Source organism: Pseudomonas sp. B21-059 (assembly GCF_026016285.1).
Lineage (GTDB): Bacteria > Pseudomonadota > Gammaproteobacteria > Pseudomonadales > Pseudomonadaceae > Aquipseudomonas > Aquipseudomonas danubii.
In genome coordinates this window covers 6,318,808-6,336,010 of the sequence record NZ_CP087201.1, presented here as the reverse complement: position 1 = coordinate 6,336,010, position 17,203 = coordinate 6,318,808, and the positions used below count along the sequence as shown (strand labels likewise).

20 protein-coding genes are annotated in these 17,203 nt (G+C 64.7%); 15 read left to right on the top strand and 5 right to left on the bottom strand.

From position 1 onward, the window contains the following. Positions 1 to 18: 18 nt before the first annotated feature. Positions 19 to 579 carry an NADAR family protein gene (locus LOY69_RS28240; RefSeq protein WP_110594344.1) on the bottom strand — a complete coding sequence of 187 codons (561 nt, stop codon included), beginning with the start codon at positions 577 to 579 and terminating at the stop codon, positions 19 to 21. A 193-nt stretch (positions 580 to 772) separates the two neighbouring features. Between LOY69_RS28240 and mdcA the strand changes: the two genes are divergently transcribed. The 9 genes from mdcA (at position 773) to madM (ending at position 8,055) form a co-directional block, all read left to right on the top strand. Further along, the gene (gene mdcA / locus LOY69_RS28235; protein WP_265073889.1) at positions 773 to 2,449 is read left to right on the top strand and encodes a malonate decarboxylase subunit alpha; all 1,677 of its coding nucleotides are present in this window, start codon (positions 773 to 775) and stop codon (positions 2,447 to 2,449) included. Beyond that, positions 2,449 to 3,324, top strand: coding sequence for a triphosphoribosyl-dephospho-CoA synthase (locus LOY69_RS28230; protein ID WP_110594347.1), 876 nt, complete (start codon positions 2,449 to 2,451; stop codon positions 3,322 to 3,324). Before mdcA ends, LOY69_RS28230 begins: the two co-directional genes overlap by 1 nt. Beyond that, positions 3,324 to 3,623, top strand: a complete 300-nt coding sequence (locus tag LOY69_RS28225) for a malonate decarboxylase subunit delta (protein ID WP_102862062.1) — start codon at positions 3,324 to 3,326, stop codon at positions 3,621 to 3,623. The genes LOY69_RS28230 and LOY69_RS28225 overlap by 1 nt, the downstream gene beginning before the upstream one ends. Further along, entirely contained in the window at positions 3,616 to 4,467 is an 852-nt protein-coding gene (locus tag LOY69_RS28220) for a biotin-independent malonate decarboxylase subunit beta (RefSeq protein ID WP_102881155.1), read from the top strand. Before LOY69_RS28225 ends, LOY69_RS28220 begins: the two co-directional genes overlap by 8 nt. Then, the gene (gene mdcE / locus LOY69_RS28215; RefSeq protein ID WP_265073888.1) at positions 4,464 to 5,267 is read left to right on the top strand and encodes a biotin-independent malonate decarboxylase subunit gamma; all 804 of its coding nucleotides are present in this window, start codon (positions 4,464 to 4,466) and stop codon (positions 5,265 to 5,267) included. Before LOY69_RS28220 ends, mdcE begins: the two co-directional genes overlap by 4 nt. Beyond that, complete coding sequence (locus LOY69_RS28210; protein WP_265073887.1) at positions 5,264 to 5,890, top strand: malonate decarboxylase holo-ACP synthase; 627 nt, start codon at positions 5,264 to 5,266, stop codon at positions 5,888 to 5,890. Before mdcE ends, LOY69_RS28210 begins: the two co-directional genes overlap by 4 nt. Beyond that, positions 5,887 to 6,822, top strand: a complete 936-nt coding sequence (gene mdcH / locus LOY69_RS28205; RefSeq protein ID WP_170001825.1) for a malonate decarboxylase subunit epsilon — start codon at positions 5,887 to 5,889, stop codon at positions 6,820 to 6,822. Before LOY69_RS28210 ends, mdcH begins: the two co-directional genes overlap by 4 nt. A 67-nt stretch (positions 6,823 to 6,889) precedes the next feature. Continuing rightward, positions 6,890 to 7,282, top strand: a complete 393-nt coding sequence (gene madL, locus LOY69_RS28200) for a malonate transporter subunit MadL (RefSeq protein WP_102881152.1) — start codon at positions 6,890 to 6,892, stop codon at positions 7,280 to 7,282. A gap of 5 nt (positions 7,283 to 7,287) precedes the next feature. Then, positions 7,288 to 8,055 (top strand): malonate transporter subunit MadM, encoded by a 768-nt coding sequence (gene madM / locus LOY69_RS28195; RefSeq protein ID WP_102881151.1) that lies wholly within the window; start codon positions 7,288 to 7,290, stop codon positions 8,053 to 8,055. Positions 8,056 to 8,167: 112 nt separating this feature from the next. On the opposite strand, the gene LOY69_RS28190 is transcribed toward madM, so the two are convergent. After that, on the bottom strand, positions 8,168 to 9,085 hold the full coding sequence (locus LOY69_RS28190) for a LysR substrate-binding domain-containing protein (protein WP_265073886.1): 918 nt from the start codon (positions 9,083 to 9,085) through the stop codon (positions 8,168 to 8,170). A gap of 155 nt (positions 9,086 to 9,240) precedes the next feature. On the opposite strand from LOY69_RS28190, the gene trhA reads away from it, so the two are divergent. Then, the gene (gene trhA, locus LOY69_RS28185; protein WP_102881150.1) at positions 9,241 to 9,858 is read left to right on the top strand and encodes a PAQR family membrane homeostasis protein TrhA; all 618 of its coding nucleotides are present in this window, start codon (positions 9,241 to 9,243) and stop codon (positions 9,856 to 9,858) included. Here trhA and LOY69_RS28180 read toward each other — a convergent pair. Then, positions 9,853 to 10,758, bottom strand: coding sequence for a LysR family transcriptional regulator (locus LOY69_RS28180; RefSeq protein ID WP_110594354.1), 906 nt, complete (start codon positions 10,756 to 10,758; stop codon positions 9,853 to 9,855). The genes trhA and LOY69_RS28180 overlap by 6 nt on opposite strands. Positions 10,759 to 10,864: 106 nt before the next feature. Between LOY69_RS28180 and LOY69_RS28175 the strand changes: the two genes are divergently transcribed. The 3 genes from LOY69_RS28175 to LOY69_RS28165 are packed head-to-tail and all read left to right on the top strand — an operon-like array spanning position 10,865 to position 13,410. Further along, the gene (locus LOY69_RS28175) at positions 10,865 to 12,106 is read left to right on the top strand and encodes a D-amino acid dehydrogenase (RefSeq protein WP_265073885.1); all 1,242 of its coding nucleotides are present in this window, start codon (positions 10,865 to 10,867) and stop codon (positions 12,104 to 12,106) included. 21 nt (positions 12,107 to 12,127) lie between these two features. After that, a complete protein-coding gene (locus LOY69_RS28170; RefSeq protein ID WP_102881147.1) occupies positions 12,128 to 12,478 on the top strand; it encodes a RidA family protein in 351 nt (116 codons plus the stop codon). Positions 12,479 to 12,507: 29 nt separating this feature from the next. Further along, positions 12,508 to 13,410: a transporter substrate-binding domain-containing protein gene (locus LOY69_RS28165; protein ID WP_265073884.1), complete on the top strand. Its 903-nt coding sequence runs from the start codon at positions 12,508 to 12,510 to the stop codon at positions 13,408 to 13,410. A gap of 48 nt (positions 13,411 to 13,458) precedes the next feature. On the opposite strand, the gene LOY69_RS28160 is transcribed toward LOY69_RS28165, so the two are convergent. Together LOY69_RS28160 and LOY69_RS28155 are read right to left on the bottom strand one after the other, a co-directional pair. Beyond that, positions 13,459 to 14,178, bottom strand: a complete 720-nt coding sequence (locus tag LOY69_RS28160) for a 16S rRNA (uracil(1498)-N(3))-methyltransferase (RefSeq protein WP_102881145.1) — start codon at positions 14,176 to 14,178, stop codon at positions 13,459 to 13,461. Positions 14,179 to 14,299: 121 nt separating this feature from the next. Beyond that, positions 14,300 to 15,706, bottom strand: a complete 1,407-nt coding sequence (locus LOY69_RS28155; protein ID WP_110652416.1) for an adenosylmethionine--8-amino-7-oxononanoate transaminase — start codon at positions 15,704 to 15,706, stop codon at positions 14,300 to 14,302. Between the two features lie 298 nt (positions 15,707 to 16,004). Between LOY69_RS28155 and LOY69_RS28150 the strand changes: the two genes are divergently transcribed. After that, complete coding sequence (locus LOY69_RS28150) at positions 16,005 to 16,556, top strand: cytochrome b (protein ID WP_102881143.1); 552 nt, start codon at positions 16,005 to 16,007, stop codon at positions 16,554 to 16,556. Between the two features lie 32 nt (positions 16,557 to 16,588). Then, the gene (locus LOY69_RS28145; protein ID WP_102881142.1) at positions 16,589 to 17,185 is read left to right on the top strand and encodes a YceI family protein; all 597 of its coding nucleotides are present in this window, start codon (positions 16,589 to 16,591) and stop codon (positions 17,183 to 17,185) included. Positions 17,186 to 17,203 lie beyond the last annotated feature (18 nt).

The following is a 17,203-nucleotide window of genomic DNA, read 5'->3' as shown; positions in this document are numbered from 1 at the left end:
GCCAGCGAAAGCAGCGCCTCAGGCAGTACGCAACCTGTCCCGCACTTCCATCAGCGCATAGCCCAGCAGGTTCAGGCCGCGCCATTGCTCCGGCCGGCTGGCCTTGGCGTCCTCGGCGGCCAGGCCAATGCCCCAGATCCGGTCCACCGGGCTGGCTTCCACCAGCACCTGGTCCCGGGTGGACAGCAAGTACTCGCCCAGGGCCGAGTGCTGGCTGAACTTGGCCAGGTTGCCCTGGACCACGATGTCGAAGCGCGCCGCTTGCCATTGCGTGTCATCGAAACCACGAACCTCACGGCCCAGTTGCTTCACATCGGCGGGCGTCACGGCCTTGAGGATGCGCCCGTGGGTTTCCCGGTCGTCGAACAGCAGGGCCTTGCCGGCCATCATGAAGTGCTCGGCGCTGGGATAGTGGATGCCCTCGATCTCGAAACCGGCGGCAAACCACTGGCTGAAGCAACTCGGGGAAGGGCGCCCGTCCCGGGTCGGCTGGTGCCCCCAGAACATCAGGTAGTCGGGCTTCAGGCCGTGCTTGATCTGTTCCAGCAACGCCTGGTTCGAGCGAATCGGTGTGTCCATGCTGACTCTCATTATTGTCTGCTCAGGCCATTGGCTGGCCGGTCCGGTGGGCATTGTGTACCGAGAGCGAGAAACGGCGCCATTGGCTTGGCAATCGTTACGCTCAGCGTAACTATCCAACGCCGGGCTTGATTGATGACCCCAGGTTTCACTCCTATGGTGACTGCCACGACAGCGAACCCGTGGAGTGAGCATGACAACAATAATTTCCCCCGACGCGCGCTGGTCGCGGCGGCGCAGCGAAAAGCAGCGGCGCCTCGAACAGGTGCGGGCCATCGCCGATGGCGTGGTGTTGCCGAGCGACAAGATCGTCGCCGCCCTGGAAGCCCTGATCCTGCCCGGCGACCGGGTGGTGCTGGAGGGCAATAACCAGAAGCAGGCGGACTTCCTGTCGCGGTCCCTGGCCAAGGCCGACCCGGCCAAGTTGCATGACTTGCACATGATCATGCCCAGTGTCGGCCGTTCCGAGCACCTGGACCTGTTCGAGCGCGGCATCGCCCGCAAGCTGGACTTCTCCTTCGCCGGCACCCAGAGCCTGCGCATCAGCCAGTTGCTGGAAGACGGGCTGCTGGAAATCGGCGCCATTCATACCTACATCGAACTCTATGCACGGCTGGTGGTGGACCTGATCCCCAATGTGGTGCTGTCCGCCGGGTTCATGGCCGACCGTGCCGGCAACATCTACACCGGCCCCAGCACCGAGGACACCCCGGCACTGATCGAGCCGGCGGCCTTCAGCGACGGCATTGTCATCGTCCAGGTCAACCAGTTGGTGGACGATGTCAGCGAGCTGCCCCGGGTCGACATCCCCGCATCCTGGGTCGACTTCGTGGTGGTGGCCGACAAGCCTTTCTATATCGAGCCGCTGTTCACCCGCGACCCACGGCATATCAAGCCGGTGCATGTGCTGATGGCGATGATGGCGATCCGCGGCATCTACGAAAAACACAATGTCCAGTCGCTGAACCACGGCATCGGTTTCAACACCGCGGCCATCGAGCTGATCCTGCCGACCTACGGCGAGTCCCTGGGGCTCAAGGGCAAGATCTGCCGCAACTGGACCCTCAATCCCCACCCAACCCTGATCCCGGCCATCGAAAGCGGCTGGGTGGAAAGCGTGCATTGCTTCGGCACCGAACTGGGCATGGAGAACTACATCGCTGCACGCCCGGACGTGTTCTTCACCGGCCGCGACGGCTCGCTGCGGTCCAACCGGATGTTCTGCCAGCTGGCCGGGCAATACGCGGTGGACCTGTTTATCGGCGCCACCTTGCAGGTGGACGGCGACGGCCACTCTTCCACCGTGACCCGCGGCCGTCTGGCCGGTTTCGGCGGGGCACCGAACATGGGCCACGACCCGCGCGGGCGGCGCCACGGCACTCCGGCCTGGCTCGATATGCGCCAGGATCAAAGCGATGCACCCCAGGCCATGTTGGAGCGCGGCAAGAAGCTGGTGGTGCAGATGGTGGAAACCTTCCAGGAAGGCGGCAAACCGACCTTTGTCGAGACCCTGGATGCCGTGGAAGTGGCGCGCAAGAGCGGCATGCCCCTGGCGCCGATCATGATCTACGGCGACGACGTCACTCACCTGCTCACCGAGGAAGGCATCGCCTACCTGTACAAGGCCCGCTCCCTGGAAGAACGCCAGGCGATGATCGCCGCGGTGGCTGGGGTGACCGCCATCGGCTTGCGCCACAACCCCAAGGACACCGCGCGCATGCGTCGTGAAGGGTTGATCGCCTTGCCCGAAGACCTGGGCATTCGCCGGACCGACGCCAGCCGCGAGCTGCTGGCGGCGAAAAGCGTCGCCGATCTGGTGCAGTGGTCCGGTGGCTTGTACAACCCGCCCGCCAAGTTCAGGAGCTGGTAATGCACGCACTCAACCTGCAATCAAACAGCCTGAGTCTGGCCGAACGCCTGGCGGACCTGGCGGTGGACGCGTTGATCGACGAGGCCGACCTGTCGCCCAAGCCGGCCCTGGTGGACCGCCGTGGCAATGGCGCCCATACCGATCTGCACCTGGGCTTGATGCACGCTTCGGCCCTGGCCCTGTGGCCGGCCTTCAAGGAAATGGCCGAAGCGGCGCTGGCGTTCGGTGAAGTCGGCCTGCCCCTGCGCGAAGCCCTGGGCCGCATCGGCCGCGAAGGCGAACAGGCCATGCTCGCCACCACGGCGGGGGTGAATACCCATCGTGGGGCGATCTGGGCCCTGGGCCTGCTGGTGGCCGCCGCTGCGCTGGAGCCTCGATCCACAGGTGCCGGCAGCGTTGCGCTGCGGGCTGCGCGTCTGGCCCTGTTGGAGGATCGTTACGCGCCACGGCCCTTGAGTCATGGCGCCCAGGTGGCGCTGCGCTACGGCGTGCGCGGTGCTCGGGAAGAAGCCCAGCAAGGCTTCCCCGCGGTGCTGCAACGGGGGCTGCCACAGCTCAAGCGCAGCCGCGCCCAGGGCCATGGCGAACAGAACGCCCGGCTTGATGCCTTGCTGGCGATCATGAGCCGTCTGGCGGACACCTGCGTGCTGTACCGCGCCGGTGAGCAAGGCTTGCAGGCCATGCAGCAGGGCGCCCAGGCGGTGCTCGATGCCGGTGGCAGCGCCAGCCTCGCCGGTCGTCGTCGCTTGCATGAGCTGGACCTGCAACTGTTGACCTTGAATGCCTCGCCCGGCGGCGCCGCTGATTTGCTGGCGGCCAGCCTGCTGTTGGACCGGATCGAATCCGCCGACGCCTTTATCCAGGGAGCGCTGTAATGGAAACCTTGTCTTTTCAATTCCCCGCCGGCCAGCCCGGCCGTGGCCGCGCCCTGGTGGGCTGTGTTGGCTCCGGCGACCTGGAAGTGCTGCTGGAGCCGGGTCAGCCCGGCACATTGACCATCCAGGTGCAGACTTCGGTAAACGGCAGCGCCGCCCGCTGGCAGCACCTGTTCGAGCGCATGTTCGACGGCCAGTTGCCGCCGGCGCTGCTGATCGACATCCATGATTTCGGCGCCACCCCGGGGGTGGTGCGCCTGCGCCTGGAACAGGGCTTCGAGGAGATCGGCCATGACTGACAGCGCACGTTTATTGAACAAGCACAGCTTCGTCGAGCTGGGCGCCCGGCAGCGGGCCCGGGCCTTGCTGGATGCCGGCAGTTTTCGCGAGCTGCTGGACCCTTTCCAGCGGGTCATGTCGCCCTGGCTGGCGCGTCAGGGCGTGGTGCCCCAGGCCGACGACGGCGTGGTGATCGCCAAGGGCAGCATCGCCGGTTTGCCGGTGGTGATTGCCGCCATCGAAGGCGCGTTCCAGGGCGGCAGCCTGGGTGAAGTGGGCGGGGCGAAGATCGCCGGAGCCCTGGAACTGGCTGCCGAGGACAACCGCAACGGCATCCCGACCTGTGCCGTGCTGCTGCTGGAAACCGGTGGCGTGCGCCTGCAGGAAGCCAACCTCGGACTGGCGGCGATTGCCGACATCCATGCGGCGATTGTCGACCTGCGCCAGTACCAGCCGGTGGTCGGCGTGGTGGCCGGCAGTGTCGGCTGTTTTGGCGGCATGTCGATTGCCGCCGGGCTGTGCAGTTATCTCGTGGTCACCCAGGAAGCGCGCCTGGGGCTCAACGGCCCGCAGGTGATCGAGCAGGAAGCCGGGCTTGAGGAATACGACTCCCGGGACCGGCCGTTCATCTGGAGCCTGACCGGCGGCGAGCAGCGTTTCGCCAGCGGTTTGGTGGACCGTTATGTGGCCGACGATGTGGCGCAGATCCAGGCCCAGGTCCGCGAGTTGCTGGCCCTGGGCTTGCCCGAGCGGCAACGCAGCCGCGAGGCCGATCTGTACCTGCAACGCCTGGCCCGTTTAGACACCACGCCGCAAATCGATGCAGCGACGGTTCGCGATCTGTATCAAGGAGACCGCTCATGAGTGCTTGTTCTTTGCGGGGTTTGAACTGGTTCAACGCCTTGAGTGGCGGCGCCGCGCTGGTGGCCGGCCTGCCGCCGTCGCTGCGGGTGGCCGATGGTGAATTGGCGGGGCAGGCGGTGCGTTTTATCGCCGTGGTGGCCGACCCGGAAAATCGCTTTCCCCGTGCCCGTCAGGGCGAGGTTGGCCTGCTGGAAGGCTGGGGCCTGGCCAAGGCCGTGGATGAGTTGATCGATGCCGACTGCGACCAGCCTCACAAGCGGGCGCTGCTCGCCATTGTCGATGTACCGAGCCAGGCCTATGGCCGTCGCGAAGAAGCCCTGGGCATCCATCAGGCCCTGGCGGCGGCGGCCGACAGCTACGCCCGGGCGCGGCTGGCCGGGCACCCGGTGATTGCCTTGTTGGTGGGCAAGGCCATGTCCGGAGCCTTTCTGGCCCACGGTTATCAGGCCAACCGCTTGATCGCCCTGCGCGATCCCGGGGTGATGGTGCATGCCATGGGCAAGGCGTCGGCGGCGCGGGTCACCCTGCGCAGTGTCGAGGAACTGGAAGCCCTGGCCGCCAGCGTGCCGCCCATGGCCTATGACATCGACAGCTACGCCAGTCTCGGGCTGCTCTGGGAAAGCGTATCGGTGCGGCAGATTGAACAGCCGGCAGTGGAGGATCTGGCGGTCGTCGAGGAATGCCTGTTGGCGGCGATTGCCGATGTGCGGGCCAAAGGCGTCGACCTGAGCTGCCGTCTGGGGGCGTCGAACCGGGCGGCGTCGAGCCGGGTTCGCCAATTGCTGCGGGAACAATGGTGAACGGCCTCGGCCCCTGGCTGCCCCACGACTTGCTGTGGGGCATGACCCCGGCGCAGTTGGCCGCCGATGCGCCGGATTGGGCCTTTGCCGTGCTGGAGGCCGGGCAGCCGGTGGTGGTGCGGCGGGCGCTGACGGCGCCGGGGCAGATTGCTGTCGGCCTGCGCGGTCGCACCCGCGAGCAGCGCTACCCGGCTGTGCTGGCGTTGGAGTCGGTGCAGCGTGGGGTACATCCCGAGGCGCTGTGCCGGATGTCCGGCTCGCGCTCATTGCCGGCGCTTCGGGCGTTGCAGCAGCTACGCGGCGAGCTGGATGCCCTGGGCCTGGTCTGGGGCGTCAGCGGCAGCGCCGGTTTTGAGTTGGCCTGCGGGATTGCCGCGCTGCATCAGCACAGCGACCTGGACCTGATCCTGCGCACGCCGGAACCTTTTTCCCGGGCTCAGGCCCGCGAGTTGCTGGCCCTGCTGGAGTGCGCCGAGTGCCTGGTGGATCTGCAACTGCAGGTGCCGGCCGGCGCTCTGGCCCTGCGGGAATGGGCGGGAACGGCGCCTCGGGTGCTGCTTAAAAGTGCCGAGGGCGCACGCTTGGTCAGCGACCCCTGGTGCGCGCTGGAGCAGGCGGCATGAGCAGCTTGCTGGTGTTCCCGGGCCAGGGCGCGCAGCAGCCGGGGATGCTCCAGCGTTTGCCGCCAAGCCCTGAAATCCGCGCCTGCCTGGACGAGGCCAGCGAAGTGCTGGGCGAGGATGTGCTGACCCTGGATTCGCCCCAGGCCCTGGCCAGCACACGGGCCGTGCAGTTGTGCCTGTTGATCGCTGGCGTGGCCTGTGCCCGTACCCTGCTGCAAGCGCCGGTCAAGGCGGACTATGTGGCGGGCTTGTCCATCGGTGCCTACCCGGCGGCGGTGGTGGCCGGGGCCCTGGGGTTTGCCGATGCGTTGCGACTGGTGAGCCTGCGTGGCCAGTTGATGCAGCAAGCCTATCCGCAGGGCTATGGCATGACCGCATTGATCGGCCTGGATCTGGCGCTGGTGGAGGGGTTGCTGGCCCAGGTCCACAGCCCGCAAACGCCGGTGTACCTGGCCAACATCAACGCCGACAGCCAAGTGGTGATCGCCGGCAGCGATGCGGCGATGCATGCCGTGGCCGAGCTGGCCCGGGGTTGTGGAGTCGGCGTGGCCAAGCGTCTGGCGGTCAGCGTGCCGTCCCATTGCCCGTTGCTGGAACAACCGGCCCAGATCCTGGCCGCCGCTTTTGCCGAAGTGCCCTTGCAGGTGCCCGCCCTGGGTTATCTGAGCGGCAGCCGGGCCCGACCGCTGCGCACGGTGGAGCAGGTGCGCGATGACCTGGCGTTCAACATGTGCCGGGTGGTGGACTGGCGCGGCACCGTGCAAAGCGCCTACGAGCGCGGGGTGCGCCTGCAGATCGAACTGCCACCCGGCGCGGTACTCACCGGGTTGGCCCGCCGGGTGTTTGCCCAGGGGACGGTGATCGCCTTCGACGGCGCGCGCCTGGACACCTTGCAGGCGCTGATGCGTGAGGAGGGAAGCCGCGACCGATAGAGCACCGACTCAGGCTGACGAAGCACAAGAACAACAACTTCGACGATGCACTTTGAGGACAACAACAATGATTATCTACGGTGTGGCCTTCCTGGCCTTTTGTACCCTGGTGGGTATTTTCATCGGTGAGCTGCTGGGCAAATTGATCGGCGTACCGGCCAATGTCGGCGGCGTCGGTATTGCCATGCTGCTGTTGATCGGCCTGGGCAGCTACCTGCACAAGCGCGGCTTGTTCGCCGGCAAGTCCGAGCAGGGCGTGGAGTTCTGGGGCGCGGTGTACATCCCCATCGTGGTGGCCATGGCCGCCCAGCAAAACGTGTATGGCGCGCTCAAGGGCGGGCCGATGGCGATCCTGGCGGGCACCCTGGCGGTGGTGATCGCCTTTGCCCTGGTGCCGGTGCTGGTGCGCATCGGCAACAAGGCGCCGGATGTGGCCGCTCCTCAGAAAACGGTGGGGTAAGGGCCATGTACGAATCGATGATGAAGGTCATTAGCGGCTACGGGCTGATCAGCGGTTTTGCAGTGATCGGGATCACCATGTGGGTCTCCTACTGGATCTCCAACACCTTTACCAAGGGCCGCCTGCATGGCTCGGCCATCGCCATTCTGCTGGGGCTGGTGCTGTCCTACGTGGGCGGCGCCTTCACCGGCGGGCAGAAGGGCGTGGTGGATATCCCGCTGCTCTCGGGCATCGGCTTGTTGGGCGGGGCCATGCTGCGGGACTTCGCGATTGTCGCCACCGCCTTCGGTGTCAGTGTCGAGGAGCTCAAGCGCGCCGGATTCGTGGGGGTGCTGGCGCTGTTCGTCGGGGTTGGCTCGTCCTTTGTGGCGGGAGTGGGGGTGGCCATGGCCTTTGGTTACACCGATGCGGTGAGCCTGACCACCATTGGCGCCGGGGCGGTGACTTACATCGTCGGGCCGGTGACTGGCGCCGCCATCGGCGCCAGCTCCGAGGTCATGGCGCTGTCGATTGCCGCGGGGTTGATCAAGGCGATTCTGGTGATGGTGATGACACCCTTCGTGGCACCGTTGATCGGCCTCAACAACCCGCGCAGCGCGGTGATCTTCGGCGGCTTGATGGGCACTTCCAGCGGCGTCGCCGGGGGCTTGGCGGCCACCGATCCGAAGCTGGTGCCCTATGGTTGCCTGACGGCGGCGTTCTACACGGCCCTGGGCTGTCTGCTGGGGCCGTCGCTGCTGTTCCTGCTGATGCGTGGCCTGCTGGGCGCGTAGGCGCCGGCTTGCCGGCGAAGGGGCCTTTGAGACGTGCACAGGTCTTATGGACGCCTTCGCTTACGGCGGGTTGCGGTGTTGCGAATGACGCGTTTTGGCAGGAACCGGCTTCCTACGTGATTTGCCGATTGGCGTACATCCGGCATTCGGCCAACAGTGCCAACAGGTTCGGGTCGCGTTCCTTGGCCTTGAGAAACACCACGCCGATATGTTGCTGCAGGCGGTAGCGCGCCTGCAGCGGTATCAGTTTCACGCGGTTTTCGTAGACGGCCGCGATCCTCCCCGGCAGCAACGCATAACCCACCCCTGAACTGACCATGCTCAGCAAGGTGAAGATGTCGTTGACCTGCATCGCTACCTTGGGTTCGAACCCCGCCTGCTTGAACACCCGCGCCCCGTCCTGATGAGTGGCAAAGCCCTGGGTCAGGGTGATGAAGGTGGCATCCCGTACATCCGCCAGGTCCACTTCACGCTGCTGGGCGAAGGGCGAATCGGCGGGGGTGGCAAGGAAAATGTCGTCGGAAAACAGCGGCAGTTGTTCGCAGTCCGGGTCGTTGACGCTGTCGTCCAGGGAAATCAGGATGGCGTCCACTTCCATGTTCTTGAGCTTGTACAGCAGGTCGATGTTGGAGCCCAGGATCAGGTCGATGTTCAGTTCACTGCGGCGCAGCTTCAGGCCCATGATCAGTTGCGGTACGGTTTTCACCGTCAGCGAGTAAAGCGCGCCGAGCTTGAAACGTTCTGCCGAGAAGCCCGCCGCTTCACGGGTCAGGCGCACGCTCTCGACCACGTCCTGGACCAGTTTCTGGGCCCGCTCTTCCAGTACGAAGGCGCTTTCCAGCGGCGTCAGGTTGCGCCCCTCATGCTTGAACAGCGGGCAGCGCAGAGCGTTTTCCAGGGAGTGGATGGCCCGGTGCACGCTGACATTGCTGGTCTGCAACTCGGCGGCAGCGCGGGCCAGATTGCCGGTGCGCATGAAGGCCAGAAACACTTCGAGCTTTTTCAGGGTCAACTCTTCGTCGATGAGCATGGACTGGCCTCGGCTGATGAGGGGCTGATGATGCCCGATGAGTCAGGGCGTGGCCGCTGGTTTTTTATTGGCCGTGCCCCAATAGACATGTTGCGCTTTCAAGCTGCAGGCCTGAGCCTTGCGTGTTTTTTCAATGTTTCAAGGGTGAGCGACAGATGTATCACGGAGAAAGATTCAACGCCTGGACCCACTTGCTGGGAGCGATCGCCGCGTTTGTCGGCGGGATCTGGCTGGTGGTGCTGGCCAGCCTCGATGGCGACCCGTGGAAGATCGTCGGTGTGGCGATCTATTCCTTCACCTTGCTGGTGCTCTACAGCGTGTCCACGGTCTACCACAGCGTGCGTGGGCGGGCCAAAGGCATCATGCAGAAGGTCGATCACTTTTCCATCTATCTGCTGATTGCCGGCAGCTACACCCCCTTCTGCCTGGTGACCCTGCGCGGGCCCTGGGGCTGGACCCTGTTCGGGATTGTCTGGGGGTTGGCGCTGATTGGCATCCTGCAGGAGATCAAGCCGCGTTCCGAGGCGCGAATTCTGTCCATCGTGATCTACGCGGTCATGGGCTGGATCGTGCTGGTGGCGGTCAAGCCGCTGCTGGCGGCCTTGGGGCCCACCGGTTTTGCCTGGCTGGCCTCGGGTGGCGTGCTGTACACCGTGGGCATCATCTTCTTTGCCCTGGATAGCCGCCTGCGCCATGCCCATGGCATCTGGCACCTGTTCGTGATCGCCGGCAGCCTGCTGCACTTCATCGCCATCCTGTTCTACGTCCTATAAGGGGTGGTCCAGCTGGGCCTGGGCCTGACGAGAGAAAATCTGCAGCAGGCTGGCCAGGGTGTGGGGCGGCGGTTCGGCGGTGCGGGTCACGGCGTACAGGGTGATGGGCAGGGGCGGACTCAGGGGGCGGATGGCGGTGCTGGCCGGTGAGGCGCCCAGGGCGGTGAAGGGATCGATCAAGGCCAGCCCGGCACCGGACTCCACCATGGCTCGGGCCAGGGAGTAGGTCTGAACGGCAATGCTCACCCGAGGCGGCGGTTCCACGGTCTTGAGGTAGCTGTCGAGCCGGGCTGACAGCGGATCGGTGCTACTCAGGCCAATCAGCGGTGCATCCGCCAGTTCCATCAGGGCCAGTGGCTGGCCCCGGGTTGGCTCCGGCCAGTAGTCCAGCGGTGCCAGGGCCACCAGCACGCCCTCGGCCAGGGGCTGTGCACAGAGCCCGGGGTGATCCGGGCGCTGCAGGGTCAGGGCCACATCGATTTCCCGCATCAGCAGGTTCTGCACCAGTTCGCGGCTATGGGCGCTGGACAGTTCGCACAGGCTGTCCGGGTAGCGGCGGGTCCATTCGCTGATGGCCGGCGGCAGCAGTGCCAGGGCCAGGGCTGGGGTGGCGCCGATGCGCAGGCTCTGGCCCGGCGCCCGGCGCAGGTTCTGCGCCAGCCGCCTGACCCCTTGCAGGCTTTCGCTGACCTTGTCCACTTCCCGCTCCAGCTCCAGGGCTTCGGGCGTGGGCTGCAACTTGCCCCGTACCCGCAGGAACAACGGAAAACCCAGTTGCAGTTCGGCGTGCTGCAGGACCTTGCTCACTGCCGGCTGGGAGACGTGCAGCAGCTGCGCGGCGCCGCTGATGGAGCCGGTCTGGCGAATGGCCTGGAAGATTTCGATGTGACGCAGTCGCATGGGCAGTCCATAACCTTTGTTTATGGGTGGTCCATCTTTATTCATTGTTCGGCGCCTGTCACCTGCCCCTAACCTTGCGCCATTCAACAAGCGGTCGGGGACAGTCATGAGTCAGCGGGTTTGCATCATCGGCGGTGGCGTCATTGGCCTGGCCAGCGCCTATGCCCTGGTTCGCCAGGGCCTGGAAGTGACGCTGGTGGAAGCCCAGGATGCCCTCGGCAGCCAGACCAGCTTCGCCAATGGCGGGCAGTTGTCCTATCGCTATGTAGCGCCTCTGGCCGATGCCGGTGTGCCTTGGCAGGCCCTGGGCTGGATGCTCAAGGGCGACTCGCCGCTCAAGCTGCGCCCGCGCCTGGACCCGGCGCAATGGCGTTGGTTGGCGGGGTTTCTCGGTGCCTGTCGGCATTCGGTGAACCAGCGCAATGGCGCCCACCTGCTGCGTTTGGCATTGCTCAGCCAGAGTACCCTGCAACGCTGGCGCGAAGAGGATGGCCTGCAGGGCTTCGACTGGCGGCGCAATGGCAAGCTGGTGACCTTTCGTGAGCGTGGCAGCTTCGACCACGCCCGGCACAACCTCGCGGACCGCCGCCAGCAGCAGGTGTTGTCGGCCGCCGAGTGCACGGCGCTGGAACCGACCCTGGGCGACGCGCCCTTTGTCGGCGGCATCCACACCCCCGACGAGGAAGTGGCCGACTGTCATGGCTTTTGCCAGCAGTTGGCGGCGCGGCTGCGGGCTTCCGGGCGTTGCGAGATGCTCCTGGGCCAGCGGGTTCGGGGCATTCATCACCAGGGCGACCGGGTGCAGGCCATCGATCTGGGCGACCGGCTCTTAGCGGTGGAGCACCTGGTGCTGGCGGCCGGTCACCGCAGCGCCGAGCTGCGCCTGCCCGGGCTCAAGCTGCCCCTGTATCCGCTCAAGGGCTATAGCCTCAGCGTGCCCATCGGTCCTGAGCACCGCGCGCCGGATATCAGCATCACCGACTACAACCGCAAGATCGTCTACGCCCGGATCGGCCAGCAGTTGCGGGTGGCGGCCATGGTCGACATCGTCGGCTTCGATCCGTCCCCGGACCCGGCTCGATTGGCCTTGATGCGGCGTCAGGCCGAGCAGACCTTCGCCGCCGCCGGTGATTATGCGGCGGCCAGCGAATGGGCCGGGATGCGTCCCGCCACTCCCAGCGGCGTGCCGCTGATCGGCGCCACCGCCTATCGCAATCTGTGGCTCAACCTTGGTCACGGCGCGCTGGGATTCACCCTGGCCTGTGGCAGTGGCCAGCTGCTGGGCGAACTGATTGGCCAGCGTTCCACCAGCATCGACATGCAGGGCCTGGCGCCCCGCGTCGCCTGAACGTTCAACAGGAGTCTTCAGATGAGTATCCAGCGTATCCACAGCAACCATCGCCTCAGCGGCGCCGTCACCTTTGCCGGACTGGTGTTCCTTTCCGGCCAGGTGCCGGGCTCTAGCAGCGACATCGGCGGCCAGACCCGGGAGGTCCTGGAGAAGATCGACGCCTTGCTGGCCGAGGCGGGCAGCGACAAGGATCATCTCTTGAGCGCGACGATCTACCTCAAGGACATCCAGGCCGATTTCGCGGTGATGAACGAAGTCTGGTCGGCCTGGCTGTCCCCCGGGCAGGCGCCGGCGCGCACGACCTTGCAGGCGGCCCTGGCGCGCCCGCAGATCCTCGTCGAAATCAGCGTCATCGCTGTTCGCCGCTGAATCACCTCTACCCACAACGGAGAATAACAATGCATAAGATCACGTTGCTCGGCTGCACCCTGGGGCTGTTGTTCAGCGCCGTTTCCCAGGCCAACGAGGCGCCCCTGGACGGCACCCTGGCCAAGATCGCCAATAGCTCCAGTATTACCTTGGGTTATCGCGATGCCTCGGTGCCCTTTTCCTACGTCGGCGACAACAGCGGCCAGCCCATGGGCTATTCGGTGGAGCTGGCGGGCAAGGTGGTGGAGCGCATCCAGCAGCAGTTGCACCTGCCCAAGCTGAGGGTGAAGTACAACCTGGTGACCTCGCAGACGCGCATTCCCCTGGTGCAGAACGGCACCGTGGACCTGGAGTGCGGTTCCACTGGGGTTACCGCCGAGCGGCAGAAGCAGGTGGCGTTTTCCTACGGTTTTATCTACGTCAAAGGGCAACTCTTGACCGCCAAGGACAGCGGGATCAAAAGCTTCGCCGACCTGCGGGGCAAGAACGTGGTGACCACGGCGGGGACCACCAACGAGCGGTTTCTCAAGAGTTACAACGTCGAGCACAAGATCGACATGTTCGTGATCAGCGCCAAGGACCACGGCGAGGCGTTCCAGATGCTGCAGTCGGGGCGTGCGGCGGCGTTCTACATGGATGATGCGCTGCTCTACGGCGAACGGGCCAAGGCGCGGGACCCGCACAATTGGGTGGTGGTGGGGGAGGAGCAGTCGCGTGAGATCTACAGCTGCATGGTGCGCAAGGATGACCCGCAGTTCCTGGCCCTGGTGAATGGGGTCCTGGCGGATCTGTATCGCAGTGGCGAGATCAACGGCATCTACCAGCGCTGGTTTCAGCAGCCGATTCCGCCCAAGGGCCTGAACCTGGAGTTCCCCATGACTGCCGAGCTGAAGGCGATCATCGCCCAGCCCACCAGCGACCCGGTGCAATAACCGGCTGTTGCGCCGCCACCTACGGTGGGTGTTTGAACGGGGACTGTTTTAGAAGTCGCCCCACAGTTGCTGGGCCACGGCCAGGGCGACCACGGGGGCGGTTTCGGTGCGCAGCACGCGAGGGCCAAGACGGGCAGGCAGAAAGCCTGCACCGTGGGCCTGCTCCACTTCGGCATCGGACAGGCCGCCTTCCGGGCCAATCAGGAAGGCCAGGGTCTGGGGTTTGGCGTGGCTTTCCAGGGGCTGGGCCACGGGATGCAGGACCAGTTTCAGGTCCGCCTGGGTCTGCTTGATCCAGTCCGCCAGCAGCACGGGCGGATGAATCAGCGGAACGCGGGAACGACCGCATTGCTCGCAGGCGCTGATGGCCACCTGGCGCCAGTGCAGCAGGCGCTTGTCGGCGCGTTCGTCCTTGAGCCGCACTTCGCAGCGCTCGCTGAAGATCGGGGTGATTTCGCTGACCCCAAGTTCGGTGGCTTTCTGGATCGCCCAGTCCATGCGCTCGCCCCGGGACAGGCCCTGGCCCAGGTGAATCTGCAGCGGTGACTCGTCCTGGCCGGCAAAGCTTTCATCCAGCTGCACCCGTACCCGCTTCTTGCCCACTTCCACCAGCGTGCCGCGAAACTCCATCCCTGAGCCGTCGAACACCTGCAAGGCATCACCTTCGGCCATGCGCAGCACGCGTCCGATGTAATGGGCCTGGGCTTCCGGCAGTTCGTGTTCGCCAAGGCTCAAGGGGGCGTCGATAAAGAAGCGGGACAATCTCATCTGGTTTCTCTGTGCTGTAGGAGCCGGCTTGCCGGCGATGAACGATGGTGCGGTGCGTGTCGAAGCGCTTCGCTGACAAGCCCGCTCCTGCGCCAGAGGGTGCAGGAGCGGGGCGAGGGACTCAGCCCGGATCGCGGAAGCCCGGGTGGAAGTCCTTGGGCACGGCCACGCTGACGCTGTCGCGGGTGGCGATGTCGATGCCTTCGCTGGCGACTTCGGCGAGGAAGTCGATCTGCTCCGGGGTGATCACGTAGGGCGGCAGGAAATACACCACGTTGCCCAGGGGACGCAACAGGGCGCCGCGTTCCAGGGCGTGCTGGAACACCTTCAGGCCGCGACGTTCCTGCCACGGGTAGGCGCTCTTGCTGGCCTTGTCCTGGACCATTTCGATGGCCAGGACCATGCCGGTCTGGCGCACTTCGGCCACGTGGGGGTGATCCACCAGATGCGCAGTGGCGCTGGCCATGCGCTGGGACAGGGCGCGGTTGTTCTCGATGACGTTGTCCTGCTCGAAGATGTCCAGGGTCGCCAGCGCCGCCGCACAGGCCAGCGGGTTGCCGGTGTAGCTGTGGGAGTGGAGGAAGGCGCGCAGGGTGGGGTAGTCATCGTAGAAGGCGCTGTAGACCTCATCGGTGGTCATGCACGCGGCCAGAGGCAGGTAGCCGCCGGTCAGGGCCTTGGACAGGCACAGAAAGTCCGGACGGATGCCGGCCTGCTCGCAGGCGAACATGCTGCCGGTACGGCCGAAGCCCACGGCGATCTCATCATGGATCAGGTGCACGCCGTAGCGGTCGCAGGCTTCGCGCAGCAGCTTGAGGTACACCGGGTGGTACATGCGCATGCCGCCGGCGCCCTGGATCAATGGCTCGACGATGACTGCGGCTAGCGTGTCGTGGTGTTCGGCCAGGGTCTGTTCCATGGCGGCGAACATGTTTCGCGAATGCTCTTCCCAGCTCATGCCGTCGGGACGCAGGTAGCAGTCCGGGCTAGGCACCTTGAGGGTGTCCAGCAGCAGGGCCTTGTAGGTCTCGGTGAACAGCGGTACGTCGCCCACCGACATGGCGGCGATGGTTTCGCCGTGGTAGCTGTTGCTCAGGGTGACGAAGCGCTTCTTGGCCGGCTGGCCGCGGTTGAGCCAGTAGTGGAAGCTCATCTTCATCGCCACTTCGATGCACGACGAACCGTTGTCGGCGTAGAAGCAGCGGGTCAGGCCTTCGGGGGTGATCTGCACCAGGCGCTCGGACAGCTCGATCACCGGCTGGTGGCTGAAACCGGCGAGGATCACATGCTCCAGCTGGTCCACTTGATCCTTGATGCGTTGGTTGATGCGCGGATTGGCGTGGCCGAATACATTGACCCACCAGGAACTGACCGCGTCCAGGTAGCGTTTGCCTTCGAAGTCTTCCAGCCAGACACCTTCACCGCGCTTGATGGGGATCAAAGGCAGTTGTTCGTGGTCTTTCATCTGGGTGCAGGGATGCCACAGTACCGCGAGATCGCGTTGCATCCACTGGTTATTCAGGCCCATGTAGAGTCTCCTGGAGGCGGAATCGGGCAAGCCTATGCAATGCATGGCCGCGGGACAACCTATTGTGTGGGGCGGCGGTCAGACAAATGCGCCCTGTACGCAAAGACGTGTCTGAGAGCTGCCAGGGCACCCGCCCTTGGTTATCCCTGAGTCTTCTGAAATGGTCCTTAATCTTTTCTTAACGAGCCCGGCCCAGACTATCGATCGTATTTCTCGATATTTCAAAGCAAAATTTTTCGCTTTAATTCGATAGGTAAATCGCTAGTCTTGGTCAGCGTTTCTTACAGGATGCAACTCGATGCAGTTACGTAATTCTTCTTCGCGCTACGGCTGGGTAAGCATTGTTCTGCACTGGGGCGTGGCCCTGGCCGTCTTCGGATTGTTCGCTCTGGGCCTGTGGATGGTCGGTCTCGACTACTACAGCACCTGGCGCAAAGACGCCCCGGACCTGCACAAGAGTATTGGCCTGACGCTGTTTGCGATCATGCTGCTGCGGGTGCTGTGGCGGTTTGTCAGCCCACCACCACCGGCACCGGCCAATCATGGACGTCTGACCCGCCTGGGGGCCAAGTTGGGACATGGGTTCCTGTACCTGGGTCTGTTCGCGGTCATGATTGCCGGTTACCTGATCTCCACCGCAGACGGCGTCGGTATCCCGGTGTTTGGCTTGTTTGAAGTTCCTGCCCTGGTTTCCGGACTGCCGGACCAGGCAGATGTAGCAGGCGTGGTGCATCTGTACCTGGCCTGGGCGCTGGTGATCTTTGCCGGCATCCATGGTCTGGCGGCCTTGAAGCACCACTTTATCGATCGTGATGCGACCCTCAGCCGAATGCTGGGTCGCAAAGCCTGATGTTCAACCTCGACTCAAAAGGAATAGAAAGCATGTTGAAAAAGACTCTCGCCGCTCTGGCAATCGGATCGGCTGTATTGGCGGCCGGTCAAGTGATGGCAGCGGACTACGTGATCGACAAGGAAGGCCAGCACGCCTTCATCGACTTCAAGATCAGCCACCTGGGCTACAGCTTCATCACCGGTACCTTCAAGGACCTGGACGGCAAGTTCAGCTTCGACGCGGCCAAGCCTGAAGACGCCAAGATCGAAGTCAATGTGCGCACCGCCAGCGTGTTCACCAACCACGCCGAACGTGACAAGCACATCACCAGCAAGGACTTCCTCGACGCTGGCAAGTTTGCCGATGCCAAGTTCGTCTCCACCAGCGTCAAGCCTACCGGCAAGAATGCCGACGGCAAGCTGACCGCTGACGTGGCCGGCGACCTGACCCTGCACGGTGTGACCAAGCCGGTTGTGGTCAAGGCCACCTTCCTGGGTGAAGGCAAGGACCCATGGGGCGGCTACCGTGCCGGCTTCGAAGGCACCACCAGCATCAATCGCCAGGATTTCGGCAAGATGATGGACCTGGGCCCGGCGTCCAACAACGTCGACCTGTACATCACCTTTGAAGGTGTGAAAGCGAAGTAATGCTTCGTCTGTAACCGC

Bases quoted from the DNA above. Each gene is read 5' to 3' on its own strand.
- LOY69_RS28240 (WP_110594344.1), bottom strand. From the start codon at position 579: ATGGACACACCGATTCGCTCGAACCAGGCGTTGCTGGAACAGATCAAG.
- mdcA (WP_265073889.1), top strand. From the start codon at position 773: ATGACAACAATAATTTCCCCCGACGCGCGCTGGTCGCGGCGGCGCAGC.
- LOY69_RS28230 (WP_110594347.1), top strand. From the start codon at position 2,449: ATGCACGCACTCAACCTGCAATCAAACAGCCTGAGTCTGGCCGAACGC.
- LOY69_RS28225 (WP_102862062.1), top strand. From the start codon at position 3,324: ATGGAAACCTTGTCTTTTCAATTCCCCGCCGGCCAGCCCGGCCGTGGC.
- LOY69_RS28220 (WP_102881155.1), top strand. From the start codon at position 3,616: ATGACTGACAGCGCACGTTTATTGAACAAGCACAGCTTCGTCGAGCTG.
- mdcE (WP_265073888.1), top strand. From the start codon at position 4,464: ATGAGTGCTTGTTCTTTGCGGGGTTTGAACTGGTTCAACGCCTTGAGT.
- mdcH (WP_170001825.1), top strand. From the start codon at position 5,887: ATGAGCAGCTTGCTGGTGTTCCCGGGCCAGGGCGCGCAGCAGCCGGGG.
- madL (WP_102881152.1), top strand. From the start codon at position 6,890: ATGATTATCTACGGTGTGGCCTTCCTGGCCTTTTGTACCCTGGTGGGT.
- madM (WP_102881151.1), top strand. From the start codon at position 7,288: ATGTACGAATCGATGATGAAGGTCATTAGCGGCTACGGGCTGATCAGC.
- LOY69_RS28190 (WP_265073886.1), bottom strand. From the start codon at position 9,085: ATGCTCATCGACGAAGAGTTGACCCTGAAAAAGCTCGAAGTGTTTCTG.
- trhA (WP_102881150.1), top strand. From the start codon at position 9,241: ATGTATCACGGAGAAAGATTCAACGCCTGGACCCACTTGCTGGGAGCG.
- LOY69_RS28180 (WP_110594354.1), bottom strand. From the start codon at position 10,758: ATGCGACTGCGTCACATCGAAATCTTCCAGGCCATTCGCCAGACCGGC.
- LOY69_RS28175 (WP_265073885.1), top strand. From the start codon at position 10,865: ATGAGTCAGCGGGTTTGCATCATCGGCGGTGGCGTCATTGGCCTGGCC.
- LOY69_RS28170 (WP_102881147.1), top strand. From the start codon at position 12,128: ATGAGTATCCAGCGTATCCACAGCAACCATCGCCTCAGCGGCGCCGTC.
- LOY69_RS28165 (WP_265073884.1), top strand. From the start codon at position 12,508: ATGCATAAGATCACGTTGCTCGGCTGCACCCTGGGGCTGTTGTTCAGC.
- LOY69_RS28160 (WP_102881145.1), bottom strand. From the start codon at position 14,178: ATGAGATTGTCCCGCTTCTTTATCGACGCCCCCTTGAGCCTTGGCGAA.
- LOY69_RS28155 (WP_110652416.1), bottom strand. From the start codon at position 15,706: ATGGGCCTGAATAACCAGTGGATGCAACGCGATCTCGCGGTACTGTGG.
- LOY69_RS28150 (WP_102881143.1), top strand. From the start codon at position 16,005: ATGCAGTTACGTAATTCTTCTTCGCGCTACGGCTGGGTAAGCATTGTT.
- LOY69_RS28145 (WP_102881142.1), top strand. From the start codon at position 16,589: ATGTTGAAAAAGACTCTCGCCGCTCTGGCAATCGGATCGGCTGTATTG.